The following is a 17,622-nucleotide window of genomic DNA, read 5'->3' as shown; positions in this document are numbered from 1 at the left end:
CGGCAAGGCAATCACTCGGCGAGACGGTTAGGCTGCCCAGCTCACCGCCATTTGGGCCGAGCTGCGGCCGATCTCCTAGGCCGCTCGGCCAGTTCGGTGTCGAGCCAGAGGTCCCCCTTAGAAGAGGCGGAATTCGCTGCTCTCCGTGCCACGTAGAGCGTTGTAGTCGAGGACCAGGCAACGAATCCCACGATCCTCAGCCAGGGTCCGTGCCTGCGGCTTGATTTGCTGAGCGGCAAACACGCCAGCGACCGGGGCCAGCAAAGGGTCGCGGTTCAGCAGTTCGAGATAGCGAGTCAACTGTTCGACGCCGTCGATCTCACCGCGTCGTTTGATCTCGACCGCGACAGTGGCGCCGTCGGCGTCCCGGCACAGCAGATCAACCGGTCCGATCGCAGTCATATACTCGCGGCGGATGAGTGTGTAACCGGCCCCGAGGGTCTGCACGTGTTCAGCGAGGAGTTCCTGAAGATGGGCTTCGACACCATCTTTCACCAAACCCGGATCGACACCGAGCTCATGCGAGGTGTCGTGCTCGACATCCTCGATGGTGATGCGGAGCTCTTCGCCTGCCTTATTGGTGACTACCCACAGCGCCTTGGCTCCGTCGGGTAACGCGGAATCGGCCCTCGCGGCAGCAACCTCACCGCTGCGCTCCTCCAGCCAGCACGGCGGGCTCATCCAGTTCAACGGCTTGTACGAACCGCCGTCGGAATGCACAAGGACCGAACCGTCGGCCTTGATCAATAGCAACCGACGAGCCATCGGCAGATGGGCGGTGAGTCGCCCCACGTAGTCGACCTGACAGCGAGCAATCACTAGGCGCACCACAGCACTGTAGGTGAGCGAACACAACAGCCGAGCGCCGGGTCGCGCTGTCTTCAGCCCAGTAACACCGCACCAGCAAGAACAATGCTGGTGGCGAGCAATGCCCATTCCACCCGAGTAAGTCTCCGTGGCGACGCCGCCTTGGCTCGGATCATCCCGTACCCGGCGGTCAACCCGATACACAGCGACAAAAGATGTCCGACATTGGTGAAGGTCTGTCCCAGCACGATGCCCCCGGCCCCGACAACGAACCACGCCCCCGCCCAACCGATTCGCCACCGGGGCGGCATGGCGGCAATGAGCGCACCCACCAGCGCCATCGCGCCGTAGCTGATCCCGACGTCCTCTGCCCAGCTGATGCTCGCGGGCAGCCATCCTGCGGTCACAGCCACCCAAAGCCCAGCGGCGACAAGCAAGGTCGCGCCGATATGCCCCGCCAGAAACACATGCATCAATCGCATCGCGCCGAACCGCAGTTCCGCCAAGGCAAGTAGGCATCCCAACAGTGGAATGATCATCCACGCGACGCCGACATCACCGATCACCAGAGCACTCGCGAAAAGTGTGCCTAGGCGGCCGTCCAGCAGGTTGTTCAGGTTCGTACTGGCATCCAACACCACCCTGGACCGAGTGGATTCCCCTACCGCGGTGAAGACCGCCGTGACGATGACGAGAACGCTCAGATACCCGGAGGTTGCCGGCAACCGCGGCCACCACCATCGGGAACGGGTCGGCGAGCCGGGATCAACCGATCCCTCGTCGACCGGCGTAGTCGCAACGACCACGAACACCTCCATTGTCTCGGCGTCGACAGCACTGAGTATTTCCTACTCCATGGTGTCAGTCTCCATGATCACCGCCGAGGCTCTGCGTACTCTGATTGTTCTCTGCGAAATTGCTGCGAAACCAGTTCGCGCGGTGTGGTCAGTGTAGTCCTGGATACGCGGAAAGCCCCCAACAGTGTTGGGGGCTTTCGCGAATGATGTTCCGGCGGTGTCCTACTCTCCCACACCCTGTCGAGTGCAGTACCATCGGCGCTGGCAGGCTTAGCTTCCGGGTTCGGAATGGGACCGGGCGTTTCCCTGCCGCTATGGCCGCCGTAACTCTATGAAACTATCCACACCCGCAGCATCAGTACCCCACCCCGATAGATTCCTCTATCGGAAGGATCAACTTGATACTGCAGTGTCTGTGTGTTGTTTCAGATACTGCACAGTGGACGCGTAGCTTCTTTGTTGGTAAGTCCTCGGCCGATTAGTACCAGTCACCTACACCCGTTACCGGGCTTCCAGTTCTGGCCTATCAACCCCATGGTCTGTGGGGGGCCTTAACCACTCGAAGGTGGTGAGAAACCTCATCTTGGAACAGGCTTCCCGCTTAGATGCTTTCAGCGGTTATCCCTTCCGAACGTAGCTAACCAGCAGTGCTCCTGGCGGAACAACTGGCACACCAGAGGTTCGTCCGTCCCGGTCCTCTCGTACTAGGGACAGCCTTCCTCAAGTTTCTTAACGCGCGCGGCGGATAGAGACCGAACTGTCTCACGACGTTCTAAACCCAGCTCGCGTGCCGCTTTAATGGGCGAACAGCCCAACCCTTGGGACCTACTCCAGCCCCAGGATGCGACGAGCCGACATCGAGGTGCCAAACCATCCCGTCGATATGGACTCTTGGGGAAGATCAGCCTGTTATCCCCGGGGTACCTTTTATCCGTTGAGCGACACCGCTTCCACTTGCCGGTGCCGGATCACTAGTCCCGACTTTCGTCCCTGCTCGAGCTGTCGCTCTCACAGTCAAGCTCCCTTGTGCACTTGCACTCGACACCTGATTGCCAACCAGGCTGAGGGAACCTTTGGGCGCCTCCGTTACATTTTAGGAGGCAACCGCCCCAGTTAAACTACCCACCAGGCACTGTCCCTGAACCAGATCATGGTCCGAGGTTAGAGGTCCAATACGATCAGAGTGGTATTTCAACGACGACTCCACACACACTAGCGTGCATGCTTCACAGTCTCCCACCTATCCTACACAAACCGTACCGAACACCAATACCAAGCTATAGTGAAGGTCCCGGGGTCTTTTCGTCCTGCCGCGCGTAACGAGCATCTTTACTCGTAATGCAATTTCGCCGAGTCTGTGGTTGAGACAGCAGAGAAGTCGTTACGCCATTCGTGCAGGTCGGAACTTACCCGACAAGGAATTTCGCTACCTTAGGATGGTTATAGTTACCACCGCCGTTTACCGGGGCTTAAATTCTCAGCTTCGCCACCCAAGGGCAGCTAACCGGTCCTCTTAACCTTCCGGCACCGGGCAGGCGTCAGTCCGTATACATCGTCTTACGACTTCGCACGGACCTGTGTTTTTAGTAAACAGTCGCTTCTCTCTGGTCTCTGCGACCCAACCCAGCTCCAGAAGTAAATTCCATCACCAGATCGGGTCCCCCTTCTCCCGAAGTTACGGGGGCATTTTGCCGAGTTCCTTAACCACAGTTCTCTCGATCGCCTTAGTATTCTCTACCTGACCACCTGTGTCGGTTTGGGGTACGGGCCGTGCACCAACTCACTAGAGGCTTTTCTCGGCAGCATAGGATCACTGAATTCGCCTCAATCGGCTACGCATCACCTCTCAGGCTTATGCAACACGGATTTACCTATGTTGCGCCCTACAGGCTTACACCAGTACAACCACTGACTGGCCCAGCTACCTTCCTGCGTCACCCCATCGCTTGACTACTACCAGCCGGGGTCTCGTGCATCCCCTCACCCGAGACCCGAAGGTCTTCTCGGAGGTTCAGGACAATTAGCACAACTGATTCATCATGGGCGCGGATACACGGGTACGGGAATATCAACCCGTTGTCCATCGACTACGCCTGTCGGCCTCGCCTTAGGTCCCGACTCACCCTGGGCGGATTAACCTGGCCCAGGAACCCTTGGTCATTCGGCGGACGAGTTTCTCACTCGTCTTTCGCTACTCATGCCTGCATTCTCACTCGCATAGCCTCCACGACTGGATCACTCCGCCGCTTCCCTGGCTACACGACGCTCCCCTACCCATCCACACCACTGGATAATCTCCCGCAGAAGAAAATCGGTGTTACGCGTGAATGCCGCGGCTTCGGCGGTGTACTTGAGCCCCGCTACATTGTCGGCGCAGGATCACTTGACCAGTGAGCTATTACGCACTCTTTCAAGGGTGGCTGCTTCTAAGCCAACCTCCTGGTTGTCTTCGCGACCCCACATCCTTTTCCACTTAGTACACGCTTAGGGGCCTTAGCCGGCGATCTGGGCTGTTTCCCTCTCGACTACGAAGCTTATCCCCCGCAGTCTCACTGCCACGCTCTCACACACCGGCATTCGGAGTTTGGCTGATTTCGGTAAGCTTGTAGGCCCCCTAGACCATCCAGTAGCTCTACCTCCGGCGTGAAACACGTGACGCTGCACCTAAATGCATTTCGGGGAGAACCAGCTATCACGGAGTTTGATTGGCCTTTCACCCCTACCCACAACTCATCCCCTCAGTTTTCAACCTAAGTGGGTTCGGGCCTCCACGACGTCTTACCGTCGCTTCACCCTGGCCATGGGTAGATCACTCCGCTTCGGGTCTAGAACACGCGACTGAAAACGCCCTATTCGGACTCGCTTTCGCTACGGCTACCCCACACGGGTTAACCTCGCCACATGCCACTAACTCGCAGGCTCATTCTTCAAAAGGCACGCCATCACCCACCACAGTAAACTGTGCACAAGCTCTGACGGATTGTAAGCGCACGGTTTCAGGTACTATTTCACTCCCCTCCCGGGGTACTTTTCACCTTTCCCTCACGGTACTAGTCCGCTATCGGTCACCAGGGAGTATTCAGGCTTACCGGGTGGTCCCGGCAGATTCACAGCAGATTTCACGGGCCCGCTGCTACTCGGGTACTCACTACAAGAGAGAACACGTTTTCGTCTACCGGACTCTCACCGTCTACGGCAGGCCATCCCAGACCACTTCGACTAACGCATTCTTTTCTGACTCCCGCTCAGTCCGGCAGAACCAAGAAAATGAGCCCCACAACCCCAAAAACGCAACGCCTGCCGGCTATCACACGCTCCTGGTTTAGCCTCTTCCGCTTTCGCTCGCCACTACTCACGGAATCACTATTGTTTTCTCTTCCTGTGGGTACTGAGATGTTTCACTTCCCCACGTTCCCTCCACACACCCTATATATTCAGATGCGGGTAACACGACATCACTCGTGCTGGGTTTCCCCATTCGGAAATCCTCGGATCTCAGCTCGGTTGACAGCTCCCCGAGGCTTATCGCAGCCTCCTACGTCCTTCATCGGCTCCTGGTGCCAAGGCATCCACCGTACGCTCTTAAACACTTACTAACAAAGATGCTCGCGTCCACTGTGCAGTTCTCAAACAACACACCCACTCAAACCTCACACCTGCACCAGCAGAAGACCTTCCAGCCTCCCCGGTATGAACAGAAAATCCGAGCGGATCGTCGTATTACCTCGAAAGAAACACTCGCGTGTTCTTTCAGGACCCAACAGTGTGCCGATATATCCTCGCGAGCCGGTCATGTAACCGCCCCGAATACGAGAAACTTGTCAGTGTTCCACCCATGAGCGTCCGCAGTCCTACGAATGAGAACTAAACGGTCTCTGCCACAACCACACTCACCTATGTGAGGCGTCATGGAGATGTGCTCCTTAGAAAGGAGGTGATCCAGCCGCACCTTCCGGTACGGCTACCTTGTTACGACTTCGTCCCAATCGCCAATCCCACCTTCGACGGCTCCCTCCACAAGGGTTAGGCCACCGGCTTCGGGTGTTACCGACTTTCATGACGTGACGGGCGGTGTGTACAAGGCCCGGGAACGTATTCACCGCAGCGTTGCTGATCTGCGATTACTAGCGACTCCAACTTCACGGGGTCGAGTTGCAGACCCCGATCCGAACTGAGACCAGCTTTAAGGGATTCGCTCCACCTCACGGTCTCGCAGCCCTCTGTACTGGCCATTGTAGCATGTGTGAAGCCCTGGACATAAGGGGCATGATGACTTGACGTCGTCCCCACCTTCCTCCGAGTTGACCCCGGCAGTCTCTCACGAGTCCCCGCCATTACGCGCTGGCAACATAAGATAAGGGTTGCGCTCGTTGCGGGACTTAACCCAACATCTCACGACACGAGCTGACGACAGCCATGCACCACCTGTACACCAACCACAAGGGGGCACCTATCTCTAGGTGTTTCTGGTGTATGTCAAACCCAGGTAAGGTTCTTCGCGTTGCATCGAATTAATCCACATGCTCCGCCGCTTGTGCGGGCCCCCGTCAATTCCTTTGAGTTTTAGCCTTGCGGCCGTACTCCCCAGGCGGGGTACTTAATGCGTTAGCTACGGCACGGATCCCGTGGAAGGAAACCCACACCTAGTACCCACCGTTTACGGCGTGGACTACCAGGGTATCTAATCCTGTTCGCTACCCACGCTTTCGCTTCTCAGCGTCAGTTACTTCCCAGAGACCCGCCTTCGCCACCGGTGTTCCTCCTGATATCTGCGCATTTCACCGCTACACCAGGAATTCCAGTCTCCCCTGAAGTACTCAAGTCTGCCCGTATCGCCCGCAAGCTTGGGGTTGAGCCCCAAGTTTTCACGGACGACGCGACAAACCGCCTACAAGCTCTTTACGCCCAGTAATTCCGGACAACGCTCGCACCCTACGTATTACCGCGGCTGCTGGCACGTAGTTGGCCGGTGCTTCTTCTACAGGTACCGTCACTCACGCTTCGTCCCTGTCGAAAGAGGTTTACAACCCGAAGGCCGTCATCCCTCACGCGGCGTCGCTGCATCAGGCTTTCGCCCATTGTGCAATATTCCCCACTGCTGCCTCCCGTAGGAGTCTGGGCCGTGTCTCAGTCCCAGTGTGGCCGGTCACCCTCTCAGGTCGGCTACCCGTCGTCGCCTTGGTAGGCCATTACCCCACCAACAAGCTGATAGGCCGCGGGCCCATCTCACACCGATAAATCTTTCCACCACAAACCATGCGATCCGTGGTCATATCCGGTATTAGACCCAGTTTCCCAAGCTTATCCCGAAGTGCGAGGCAGATCACCCACGTGTTACTCACCCGTTCGCCGCTCGTGTACCCCGAAAGGCCTTACCGCTCGACTTGCATGTGTTAAGCACGCCGCCAGCGTTCGTCCTGAGCCAGGATCAAACTCTCCGTTGAAGACTCTCGAAACACCCCAAAAGGAGCGAATCAGAAATATCTAAACTAGAGTCCGAAAACCCAGCAAAACAAAACGCCAGCAAAAAACTTTGCTGACTAAATGTCCGACCCACCCAAACGGGGGTTTGAGGAGCCGGAACCAATAAAAATTGGCACTGACATTCATCGACACACTATTGAGTTCTCAAAGAACACACGCACAAACCATCGCCCAGAAAACTCTGATTGACCGGTGAGGCAACTTTTCAAGCTTAGCTCAGTCGCAAACCCAAGCGCAAACCGGGGTTCTAATCAAGCCAGTGTGATCGCCAGGCGCTCGACGTCCTACCTCGTTTCCCTGGTCCTTCGCTCAGCGTTTCCGCTCAGCTTCTCGGCCCCGGGTCGGTGTCCGTGTCGCTCTGACTCGAATAAAGTTACGTGGCTACGTACACGATGTCAAATCGCCTGGTCAGTAACGGTTTTCGAGGACACATGGTCATTCCGCCGCACCGACCCGCTCCACCTGACCGCCCAGTGCTTGCAACTGCTCGACGAAGTTCGGGTAGCCGCGGTCGATATGGAAGACATCGTGTACCTCGGTGACGCCATCGGCAACCAGTCCCGCAAGTACCAGACCGGCACCGGCTCGAATATCCGATGACCACACCGGCGCACTCGACAAACGCGGAATCCCGCGCACCACGGCGTGGTGGCCATCGGTCCTGGCGTCGGCGCCGAGCCGGATCATCTCCTCGACGAATCGGAAGCGCGCCTCGAAGACGTTCTCGGTGATCATCGACGTGCCGTCGGCGATCGCGGCCAGGCCGATGGCCATCGGCTGCAGGTCGGTCGGGAAACCGGGAAAGGGCAGCGTCGCGAAGTTGACCGCACGGGGGCGGTCGGCCTGGATGACGCGGAATCCGTCGGGTTCGAACGAGATTCGCGCGCCGGCCGAACGTAGCTTGTCCAGCACCAGCGAAAGGTGCTTCGGGTTGACGCCGGTGACTCGGACATCGCCCATGGTCATCGCCGCGGCGATACCCCAGGTGGCGGCCACGATTCGGTCGCCGATCACCCGATGCGTCGTCGGCGACAACCGCTCGACGCCCTGGATGGTCAATACCGATGTGCCCGCACCGCTGATCCGGGCACCCATCTGGACCAGCATGTTGCACAGGTCGACGATGTCGGGTTCGCGTGCGGCGTTGTCGATGACGGTCTCCCCCTCGGCCAGCACCGCCGCCATGAGGATGTTCTCGGTCGCCCCGACCGACGGAAAATCCAGCCTGATTCGCGCGCCCTGCAGTTCGTCCGCGCGCGCGACGACGCAACCGTGCTCGATTTCGCTGGTCGCACCGAGCAGACGCAAGCCCGCCTGGTGCATGTCCAGCGGACGCGAGCCGATCGCGTCGCCACCCGGCAACGCGACGACGGCGCGTTTGCACCGGGCCATGAGTGGGCCGAGCACACAGACCGACGCACGGAACTGCGTCACGGCGGGGAAATCCGCGTGGTACTTCGGCTCGGCGGGCGTATTGATAGTGACGACCGAACCGTCGATCGTCACGTCACAGCCGAGGCCGCGCAGTACATCTCCCATCAGTGGGACATCGAGGATGTCCGGGCAGTTCGTAATGGTGGTCGTGCCCTCGGCCAGCAGGGCAGCCGCCATCAGCTTGAGGACGCTGTTCTTGGCACCCCCAACCGCGACCTCACCGACGAGTCGATTCCCGCCGGTAACCAAAAACCGTTCCATGCCGCCTCTCAGTCCCGCCTCTCCGGGTATTCAGCGCAATATTCAGTGTCACGATAGTTACGTTGCGGGCCGGCGGTAGGTGCCTGGCTCAGCCGCGACAAGTCGAGCCCGTTATGTCCGCGCTCGCGTCCATCATGATGCACCCGCCTGGTCGCCGCCCGGCTTCCAGAGCACATCACCGCCAGGATTGGCGACCCGGCTCAGGATAAACAGCAGATCGGACAGACGGTTCAAATACTTGGCGGGCAGCACGCTCGTGTCGTCCGGGTGTGCTTCGATCGCGGCCCATGCCGAGCGTTCGGCGCGGCGAGCGACAGTACGCGCGGTATGAAGCAGCGCGGCCAACGGTGTGCCACCGGGCAGAATGAACGAATTCAGCGGCGCCAATTCGGCATTGAACTCATCGCACCAGGATTCGAGCCGGTCGATGTAGGGCTGGGTAACCCGCAGCGGTGGGTGCTTCGGTTCCGCCACAGTGGGGGTCGAAAGATCGGCGCCCGCGTCGAACAGATCGTTCTGCACCTGACGCAGCACCGCGAGCAATTCCGGTGCCGGACTGCCCAGCGCGAGCGCAACCCCGATGGCGGCGTTGGCCTCATCGCAGTCGGCGTAGGCGACCAGGCGTGGATCGGTCTTGGCGACCCGCGAGAAATCGCTGAGACCGGTGGTCCCATCATCCCCGGTCCGCGTGTATATCCGCGTCAAGTGCACGCTCACACGACCACCTTAGATGTTTGTACGGCCCAGAACGCCCGTCCCACCATCGGATGACTCATAAACGCCGATTTCGTAACGAGCGGCTCAGAGCCCTGGCAGACGTCGGGTGCGGTCGGAGGGGCGGGATTCGACCCAGGAGAGAAAGGCCGCCATCGAACCGCGGTCGAGAGCGAGTTCGTAGTGGCCTTGGGAACCCGACACCGAGGTGACCAGGATTTCTTCGGTCATGATGTCGAACTCGTCGCCGCGTGGGCTGCGACGATCGCCGATCTCGATGCCCTGACGCCGAATTGTCGAATCGGGGCCGAGTTTGAGACTGGAGAGCTTGTAGAAAACCAGGCGATCCTCGTCGTATCGGATCAGGCCGTGCCGCCACCCCTGTCCGCCTTGTGCGGGCAATACCCGAAGAATCGCGGCGGTACCGCCGCGACGAAGCATGATCAGGCGGTAGGTCGAGGCCAATGCCACGGAAACGAGCACCAACACCAGAATGATCAGGAGAACCATCCCGGTCTGCAATGCCGTACGTCCCTTCGCTCAACCGCCGTGTCGGCGACACGGTATTCGATCAGTGGTATCAGCGGGCCGTCCGTGGTTGCGGATGCTGCCGCCACCGGCCCGTGGCTCACACCACTTGGCGTCATTCAACCATGGACCCGATCTTACAAATTGGGGCGGCCGTGTTTTACAAACAACACTGTCGGCGGCGAATGGTATCGCCGCCGACAGTGACGTCTTACTGGTGGTGCGGGTGTGACTAAACGTGCGCGTTCTGCTCGACCGCGCGCACCCGAGCCTGGGCCGCCCGTTGCTCTACCTCGGTGGCCTCCCCATCGGCCAGGACCCGCCGTGCGGCCTCGATATCAACCTCGGTAGCGAACTCCGCCGATTCGGCAAGCACCCGCACGCTCGTCGCGGTGACCGAGAAGAATCCGCCGTGCACCGCGGCAACAATCCGCTGACCGTCGGTATCGACGATCGTCACGGTGCCGCCCTCGATCAGCTGGCCGAGCAGCGGCTCATGGCCGGCCATGATGCCGATCTGTCCCTCGGTGGTCTGCGCGCCGACGAACGACGCCTGGCCGGACCAGAGCAGTCGCTCGACCGCGACCAGATCAACTGACATATCCGCCATCGGTGACTACTTTCCGGCGATCTTCTTCGCGGCGGCCTCGACGTCGTCGAGTCCACCGCAGCTGTTGAACGCCTGCTCCGGGAAGTGGTCGAACTCGCCCTTGCAGACGCGATCGAACGCCTCGATGGTGTCGGACAGCGGCACCACCGAACCCTGCTGGCCGGTGAACTTCTCGGCGACAATGAAGTTCTGGCCGAGGAACTTCTCCAGGCGACGGGCACGGCCGACGAGGACCTTGTCCTCCTCGGAAAGTTCGTCCATGCCGAGGATGGCGATGATGTCCTGCAGTTCCTTGTACTTCTGGAGGATCCGCTTGACCTCGTTGGCGACCCGGAAATGTTCGGCACCGACGATCGAGGCCTCCAGGATGCGGGAGGTCGAGGTCAGCGGGTCGACGGCCGGGTAGATGCCCTTCTGCGAAATCGGGCGGGAAAGCTCGGTCGTCGCATCGAGGTGGGCGAAGGTGGTCGCCGGGGCCGGGTCGGTGTAGTCATCGGCGGGCACGTAGATGGCCTGCAGCGACGTGATCGACCGACCACGGGTCGAGGTGATGCGCTCCTGCAGCTCACCCATCTCGTCGGCCAGCGTGGGCTGGTAACCGACGGCGGAGGGCATACGGCCGAGCAGCGTCGACACCTCGGAACCGGCCTGGGTGAACCGGAAGATGTTGTCGATGAACAGCAGCACGTCCTGGTGCTGCACGTCGCGGAAGTACTCGGCCATGGTCAAGGCCGAGAGCGCGACGCGCATACGGGTGCCCGGCGGCTCGTCCATCTGGCCGAAGACAAGGGCGGTGTCCGGAAGGACGCCCATCTCGGCCATTTCCAGGTGCAGGTCGGTGCCCTCACGGGTGCGCTCACCGACGCCGGCGAACACCGACGTACCGGAGAATTCGCGCGCGATACGGGTGATCATCTCCTGGATCAGCACGGTCTTGCCGACACCGGCGCCACCGAACAGACCGATCTTGCCGCCCTTTACATACGGGGTCAGCAGGTCGATGACCTTCACACCGGTCTCGAGGATCTCGGTCTTGCCCTCGAGCTGGTCGAATGACGGGGGCTTGCGGTGGATGCCCCACTGCTCGCCGTCGCGGCCGAGGCCGGGAGCGTCGAGGCAATCGCCGAGGGCGTTGAACACGTGGCCCTTGACGATGTCACCGACGGGCACCGAGATCGGCTTGCCGGTGTCGGACACGGTGGCCCCGCGGACCAGGCCGTCGGTCGGCTGCATCGAGATGGTGCGCACGATGTTGTCACCGAGATGCTGGGCAACCTCGAGGGTCAGGGTCTTCGCCACGGCCGCCAGTTCGATCTTGGCGTGCAGGGCGTTGAACAGCTCAGGGATCGAACCCCGGGGGAACTCGACGTCCACGACGGGGCCGATAACACGGACGACGCGGCCTGTTTTCGCGCCCGTCCGGCTTTCTTGGGTGACTGCTGCGGTCATATTTCTCTCCGTGTCGATTTGCGGCATTCGAGGGGCCCTTCGTGGTTACGCAAGCTGCCTCCTTCGGGCCTGTTTCTCATGCCGCTGCGCTTAGTCGCGGTCCGAGCTCGAAGCCAGCGCGTTCACGCCGCCCACGATTTCTGAGATTTCCTGCGTAATCTGGGCCTGCCGTGCCGAATTCGCCTGCCTGGTAAGGACATTCGAAAGTTCGTTGGCGTTATCGGTGGCGGCCTTCATTGCGGTGCGCCGAGCCGCGGACTCGGATGCCGCTGCCTCGAGCAACGATGAGTAGATACGCGTGTTGACGTACTTGGGCAGCAGCGCTGCCAGCAGCACATCGGCGTCGGGCTCGAACTCGTACTGAGCCTGCACATCGGCGGTGGCCGAATCGGACAGACTGTCCTCACCCAGGTCGAAGTTCTCGTCGACATAGCTCACCTGGATGGGCGCCAAGCGGCGCACCTCCGGGGTCTGCGTCAGCATCGAGACGAAACGGGTGTAGACGATATGCAGTTCGTCGACCCCCGCGATGTCACCGGTCCCGTTCGGGGCCGGTACTACACCGTCGGAGCCGGCCATGAAGCTGTCCACCAGGTGACGGCACGCGGCCGAGGCATCGGTGTACTTCGGCTGCTGGGAGAACCCGGTCCACGACGCGAGCGGCGCCCGGTTGCGGAAGGTGTAGTAGATGAGGCCCTTATTGCCCATCGCGTACACCACGGGCTCTTTACCCTCGCCACGCAGCGTGGTCATGAGCTCCTCGGCGCGCTTGAGCACGTTCGAGTTGTAGCCACCACACATACCGCTGTCACTGGTAATCACCAGGATCGCGGCGCGACGCGGGTTTTCCCGCTCGGTCAACAGGGGATGCGACAGGCTCTTGGAAGCGCTCGCGAGCTCGCCGAGAACCTTGGTGATCTCCTCCGCGTACGGCTTGGCCGCCGCGACCCTGGCCTGAGCCTTGGTGATACGCGAGGTCGCGATCAGCTCCTGGGCCTTGGTGATCTTCTTGATCGAATTCACACCACGAATGCGGGAGCGCAATTCACGCAGGTTTGCCATCAGCGGTTCACTCTCCCTTCATTCGCGATGTCTGATTGGCGGCATAACGCATGGATTGCCCCGCGCTACTTCTCGACGTGCTTGCGGGTCACCGACAGCGACTCGACCTCTTCGTGGTCGAGATCGCCCGCGCCCGCCTCGTTCACCACACGGGTGCCGTCAGAAGCAAGGAAACCCTGCTTGAACTTCTCGGTCGCCACCTTGATCGCGTCGGCCGCATCGCCGGCCAGCACCTTGCCGCCGGTGATCGACTCGAACGCCTCGGATGCGGTGCGGTGCAGGTCCTCGATCAGCTCGGTGTTGAAGCGACGAATGTCGGCAACCGGGACCGACTCGTAGTAACCGGCGTCGACCAGGAAGATCGAAACGATCTGGTCTTCGACGGCGACCGGCGAGTACTGGTCCTGCTTGAGCAACTCCACCCAGCGGGCGCCACGCTCCAGCTGCGCCAGCGAGGCCGCGTCCAGGTCGGAGGCGAAGGCGGAGAACGCCTCGAGCTCGCGGTACTGCGCCATTTCCAGACGCAGCGAACCGGCGACCTTCTTCATGCCCTTGGTCTGGGCGGCGCCACCGACGCGGGAGACCGAGGTACCGACGTTGATCGCAGGGCGGACACCCTTGTTGAACAGGTCGGACTCGAGGAAGACCTGGCCGTCGGTGATGGAGATGACGTTGGTCGGAATGAAGGCCGAGATGTCGTTGGCCTTGGTCTCGATGATCGGCAGACCGGTCATCGAGCCCGCGCCCATCGCGTCGGACAGCTTCGCACAACGCTCGAGCAGACGGGAGTGCAGGTAGAAGACGTCACCCGGGTACGCCTCGCGGCCCGGCGGGCGGCGCAGCAGCAGCGAGATCGAGCGGTACGCCTCGGCCTGCTTGGTCAGGTCGTCGAACACGATCAGAACGTGCTTGCCCTGGTACATCCAGTGCTGGCCCAGCGCCGAACCGGTGTAGGGCGCAAGCCATTTGAAGCCGGCGGAGTCCGACGCGGGGGCAGCGACGATGGTGGTGTACTCCATCGCACCGTGCGCCTCCAGCGCGGTCTTGACGCCCGCGATGGTGGAGCCCTTCTGGCCGATCGCGACGTAGATGCAGCGCATCTGCTTGGTCGGATCGCCCGACTCCCAGTTGGCCTTCTGGTTCAGGATCGCGTCGATGCAGACCGCGGTCTTGCCGGTCTTGCGGTCGCCGATGATCAGCTGACGCTGACCACGGCCGATCGCGGTCAGCGCGTCGATGGCGGTGATACCGGTGGCCATCGGCTCCTCGACCGGCTGGCGCTCCAGCACCGTCGCGGCCTGCAGTTCGAGCACGCGCTGCTCTTCGGCCTCGATAACACCGAGGCCGTCGATCGGCTGACCGAGCGGGTTGACCACGCGGCCGAGGAACTTGTCGCCCACCGGCACCGAGAGCACGTCGCCGGTGCGGCGAACTTCCTGGCCCTCTTCGAGGCTGGCGAACTCGCCGAGGATAACCGCACCGATTTCGCGGTCCTCGAGGTTCAACGCGACGCCGAGCACGCCACCGGGGAACTCGAGCAACTCATTGGCCATCGCCGAAGGCAGGCCGCTGACGTGCGCGATACCGTCACTGGTGTCGGTGACGACACCGACTTCTTCGATGGAGGTTTCCGGGGTGTAGCTCTGGGTGTAGCTCTCGATCGCGCTACGGATCTCATCGGTGGAGATCGTCAGCTCCGCCATAGTCTTCCTGCTCTCGCTGTCTGGTCTCGAATGTCGGGGGTTTTAGGAGGCGTCAAGCCGAGTCGTCAAGCCAATGCCCGGCGCAGCCGTTCCAACCGGCCGGTGGCACTGCCGTCGATCACGTCTTCGCCCACGCGCACGACGACGCCGGTCAGCAGACTCGTGTCGACCTGAACGTGCACCGTGACCGGCTTGCCGTAGATGCGCTGCAATGACGCCGCGAGGTGGTCGCGCTGCGGGTCTGTCAACGCGATCGCCGCATGAACATGCGCGACGATCTGTTCGCGGCGGGCGGCCGCGAGATCGGACAACTCGTCGAACGCCGCGCCGATGCCCGACGTGGTCCGGCTCACCACCTGGCCCGCGAGGGTCTGGGTGATGGGCTCGGTCTTGCCCGCGAGCAGCCGGTCGATCAGTTCACGCTTGGCCTCGATGGGCTTCGCGCGATCCGACAAAGCCTGTTCCAGCTCGGGATTGTCGGCGATGATCCGGCCGATTCGGAACAGTTCATCCTCGACCGCCCCGATCCGGCCACTGTCGGCGGCCGACTCCAGCAGCGCTTCCTGCCCGAGCAACACCAACGTGTCGACCAGGTCCGCCGTGCGCGACCAGTTCTGGGCCACCGCGGTGGTCAGCACCGCCAGCGTGGCAGCGCTGACCTTGCCGCTGAAGACCCGCTCACTGAGCTCGGCGCGCGCCGAACCGGATACCGATACGTCCGCGAGCGCCACACGCAGCGAACGCTGGTCGTCCAGCACGGCGACAACGGCGAACAGTTCCGACCCCGTCGTGGCGGCAACACTGTCGCTTCCGGTCAGAGCGGCCCGAAGCGCCTCCCGGGACCGGGAGCTTGCCTCGCGGCTCGCTGCGTACATGCTTCTCACTTTCGCGTCGCTACCTTCCGACCCCGATGCCGGCATTCGACCTGTCGAGCTCGGTCAGGAACCGCTCGATCGAAGCCGCTTGCTTGGCCTCGTCCGAAACCGACTGTCCGATAATCTTTTCCGCCAGATCGACGGCCGTCTGACCGACCTCAGCGCGCAGTTCCGTGAGGATCTGCTGACGCTGCGCTTCGAGCTGGCTGTGGCCGGCGGCGACGATACGGTCGCTTTCGGTCTGCGCTTCCACCCGCATCTGAGCGAGGATCTGCTGGCCCTGGGTGCGTGCGTCCTCGCGGATGCGCGCGGCCTCGAGCCGGGCGTCGGCCAGCTGCTGCTGGTACTGCTGCAAGGTCAGCTGGGCTTCTTCCTGCGCGGCCTCGGCCCGCTTGATTCCACCCTCGATCTTGTCGGCACGTTCGTCCAGCACCTTCATCAGGCGCGGAACTACGTACTTGTAGAAAACGAAGCCGATGATCGCGACACAGACCACCGACCACACGATGTCGTACGTCTCGGGGATAAGGGGGTTGACATCTTCCCCCGTATCCGCGGCGAGCACTGTAAGCGTGGTCATCGCAATCTCAGAAAATGAAGCCGGCGACGAGGCCGATCAGCGCGAGCGCCTCGGTGAACGCGATACCAAGGAACATGTTGGTGCGGATCGTGCCCATCATCTCGGGCTGACGGGCCATGCCCTCGATCGCCTTACCAACGACGATGCCGACGCCGATGCCCGGGCCGATGGCGGCCAGACCGTAGCCGATGGCGCCGAAGCCCTTGAACTTTTCAGGTGTGGTTGCGGCTTCCTGGGCCAGGTACGCGAGGCTCATGAGTTCCATTCCCTTTCTGTTGCTCACCCGCCGGTCGGCGTGATGTAGCAGGTTTACCGGTAGTTGTTGCGGGTCAGTGCGAATCCGCGTGTTGTGCGAGTCCGATATAAACGGCGGTCAGCAGCGCAAACACGTATGCCTGCAGGAAGATGACCAAGATCTCGAAGAGGGTGAACCCGAAGCCGGCGAGCAGCGCGAAGGGCGAAAACACCTTCATCCACGCGGCGGCGTCGAACAGGAAGAACCAGGTGGCGCTGAAGAACAGCACCAGCATGATGTGGCCTGCCAGCATGTTCGCCATGAGTCGGACCGTCAACGTGAACGGGCGGAGTATGAACGTCGAGACGAACTCGATCGGAATCAGCAATACATGCAGTGCGGGCGGAACATTCGGAACCACGATGCTGCTGCGCATGTAGGTGAGGAATCCGTACTTCTTGATACCCACGTAGTTGAACGCGATGTATGCAACGACGGCCAACACCAGCGGCATGCCGATTCGGGCGTTCGACGAGATGTTCAACCCCGGAATGATGCCGGAGAAGTTCAGAAAGAGGACCGCGAAGAAGATCGTTGCGATCAATGGGAAGTACTTACGGCCGGTTTCCTTACCGAGTACCTCGTCGCAAATCTGTTCCTTCACGAAGACCAGACCGGTTTCCGCGACGTTCTGCAGACCGCGCGGGATTATGCGGGGACTCCGGAATGCCAGCACCATGACAATGACGAGAACTGCCGTCATGATCAGACGGATCAGCATCAGTCGATCGAGTTCGAACGGCGTACCCTCGAACAGCACTGCTGGAGGGAAGAAGTCGGACAGCGATGGCGCGTGGAACTCGCCCGCCAAAGTGGTGACGCTCAGCGTTCTCTCCCGTGTTCGGGCCGTAGGTTCGGTCGTACCCACGGTTCGATCGGACATTGACGATCAATGGTCGACTCAGGTCGGCTCGAATTTCGTCAGCAGCTGTGCGGCGGATTCCGCCTGGCGTCTGTACGTGTGTCGGCGACATCGTCGACATGCAGGACCGGAACCCCTCGGAGCCCGGCACGGCAGTAAGC

General features: G+C 61.1%; 13 protein-coding genes and 3 rRNA genes. All 16 read right to left on the bottom strand.

Annotation, left to right across the window (positions count from 1 at the left end; translation table 11 throughout):
* Nucleotides 1-117 precede the first annotated feature (117 nt).
* On the bottom strand, nt 118-828 hold the full coding sequence (gene nucS / locus LKE06_RS12695; RefSeq protein ID WP_227998813.1) for an endonuclease NucS: 711 nt from the start codon (nt 826-828) through the stop codon (nt 118-120).
* A gap of 53 nt (nt 829-881) precedes the next feature.
* Nucleotides 882-1,613 carry a rhomboid-like protein gene (locus LKE06_RS12690; protein WP_227998812.1) on the bottom strand — a complete coding sequence of 244 codons (732 nt, stop codon included), beginning with the start codon at nt 1,611-1,613 and terminating at the stop codon, nt 882-884.
* 200 nt (nt 1,614-1,813) lie between these two features.
* Nucleotides 1,814-1,930: ribosomal RNA gene (gene rrf / locus LKE06_RS12685) — 5S ribosomal RNA — on the bottom strand.
* A gap of 132 nt (nt 1,931-2,062) precedes the next feature.
* Nucleotides 2,063-5,200: ribosomal RNA gene (locus tag LKE06_RS12680) — 23S ribosomal RNA — on the bottom strand.
* 331 nt (nt 5,201-5,531) lie between these two features.
* Nucleotides 5,532-7,048 (bottom strand): 16S ribosomal RNA (locus LKE06_RS12675).
* The 16S, 23S and 5S rRNA genes sit together here, the layout of an rRNA operon.
* Nucleotides 7,049-7,523: 475 nt before the next feature.
* Nucleotides 7,524-8,783: a UDP-N-acetylglucosamine 1-carboxyvinyltransferase gene (gene murA, locus LKE06_RS12670; protein ID WP_227998811.1), complete on the bottom strand. Its 1,260-nt coding sequence runs from the start codon at nt 8,781-8,783 to the stop codon at nt 7,524-7,526.
* A 132-nt stretch (nt 8,784-8,915) separates the two neighbouring features.
* A complete protein-coding gene (locus LKE06_RS12665) occupies nt 8,916-9,500 on the bottom strand; it encodes a cob(I)yrinic acid a,c-diamide adenosyltransferase (RefSeq protein WP_227998810.1) in 585 nt (194 codons plus the stop codon).
* A gap of 84 nt (nt 9,501-9,584) precedes the next feature.
* Nucleotides 9,585-10,007, bottom strand: coding sequence for a DUF2550 domain-containing protein (locus tag LKE06_RS12660; RefSeq protein WP_227998809.1), 423 nt, complete (start codon nt 10,005-10,007; stop codon nt 9,585-9,587).
* Nucleotides 10,008-10,257: 250 nt separating this feature from the next.
* A complete protein-coding gene (locus LKE06_RS12655; RefSeq protein ID WP_227998808.1) occupies nt 10,258-10,635 on the bottom strand; it encodes a F0F1 ATP synthase subunit epsilon in 378 nt (125 codons plus the stop codon).
* A gap of 6 nt (nt 10,636-10,641) precedes the next feature.
* Nucleotides 10,642-12,084, bottom strand: coding sequence for a F0F1 ATP synthase subunit beta (atpD, locus tag LKE06_RS12650; RefSeq protein ID WP_227998807.1), 1,443 nt, complete (start codon nt 12,082-12,084; stop codon nt 10,642-10,644).
* A gap of 90 nt (nt 12,085-12,174) precedes the next feature.
* Nucleotides 12,175-13,146, bottom strand: a complete 972-nt coding sequence (locus LKE06_RS12645; RefSeq protein ID WP_227998806.1) for a F0F1 ATP synthase subunit gamma — start codon at nt 13,144-13,146, stop codon at nt 12,175-12,177.
* Nucleotides 13,147-13,211: 65 nt separating this feature from the next.
* A complete protein-coding gene (gene atpA, locus LKE06_RS12640) occupies nt 13,212-14,849 on the bottom strand; it encodes a F0F1 ATP synthase subunit alpha (protein WP_227998805.1) in 1,638 nt (545 codons plus the stop codon).
* 65 nt (nt 14,850-14,914) lie between these two features.
* Nucleotides 14,915-15,724, bottom strand: coding sequence for a F0F1 ATP synthase subunit delta (locus tag LKE06_RS12635; RefSeq protein ID WP_227998804.1), 810 nt, complete (start codon nt 15,722-15,724; stop codon nt 14,915-14,917).
* 19 nt (nt 15,725-15,743) lie between these two features.
* A complete protein-coding gene (locus LKE06_RS12630; protein ID WP_227998803.1) occupies nt 15,744-16,304 on the bottom strand; it encodes a F0F1 ATP synthase subunit B in 561 nt (186 codons plus the stop codon).
* 7 nt (nt 16,305-16,311) lie between these two features.
* Complete coding sequence (locus LKE06_RS12625) at nt 16,312-16,560, bottom strand: ATP synthase F0 subunit C (protein ID WP_227998802.1); 249 nt, start codon at nt 16,558-16,560, stop codon at nt 16,312-16,314.
* 73 nt (nt 16,561-16,633) lie between these two features.
* Nucleotides 16,634-17,482, bottom strand: a complete 849-nt coding sequence (gene atpB / locus LKE06_RS12620; protein ID WP_227998801.1) for a F0F1 ATP synthase subunit A — start codon at nt 17,480-17,482, stop codon at nt 16,634-16,636.
* Between the last annotated feature and the right edge of the window lie 140 nt (nt 17,483-17,622).

The organism is Nocardia australiensis (genome assembly GCF_020733705.1).
In the GTDB taxonomy this organism is placed as follows: Bacteria; Actinomycetota; Actinomycetes; order Mycobacteriales; family Mycobacteriaceae; genus Nocardia; species Nocardia australiensis.
Note: the sequence above shows the minus strand (reverse complement) of the source record. Positions and strands in the feature narration are given on the sequence as shown.

Coding starts and splice junctions, on each gene's coding strand:
- LKE06_RS12645 (WP_227998806.1), bottom strand. CDS start 13,146: ATGGCAAACCTGCGTGAATTGCGCTCCCGCATTCGTGGTGTGAATTCG.
- LKE06_RS12630 (WP_227998803.1), bottom strand. CDS start 16,304: ATGACCACGCTTACAGTGCTCGCCGCGGATACGGGGGAAGATGTCAAC.
- LKE06_RS12625 (WP_227998802.1), bottom strand. CDS start 16,560: ATGAGCCTCGCGTACCTGGCCCAGGAAGCCGCAACCACACCTGAAAAG.
- LKE06_RS12655 (WP_227998808.1), bottom strand. CDS start 10,635: ATGGCGGATATGTCAGTTGATCTGGTCGCGGTCGAGCGACTGCTCTGG.
- murA (WP_227998811.1), bottom strand. CDS start 8,783: ATGGAACGGTTTTTGGTTACCGGCGGGAATCGACTCGTCGGTGAGGTC.
- atpD (WP_227998807.1), bottom strand. CDS start 12,084: ATGACCGCAGCAGTCACCCAAGAAAGCCGGACGGGCGCGAAAACAGGC.
- atpB (WP_227998801.1), bottom strand. CDS start 17,482: ATGTCCGATCGAACCGTGGGTACGACCGAACCTACGGCCCGAACACGG.
- atpA (WP_227998805.1), bottom strand. CDS start 14,849: ATGGCGGAGCTGACGATCTCCACCGATGAGATCCGTAGCGCGATCGAG.
- LKE06_RS12635 (WP_227998804.1), bottom strand. CDS start 15,724: ATGTACGCAGCGAGCCGCGAGGCAAGCTCCCGGTCCCGGGAGGCGCTT.
- LKE06_RS12660 (WP_227998809.1), bottom strand. CDS start 10,007: ATGGTTCTCCTGATCATTCTGGTGTTGGTGCTCGTTTCCGTGGCATTG.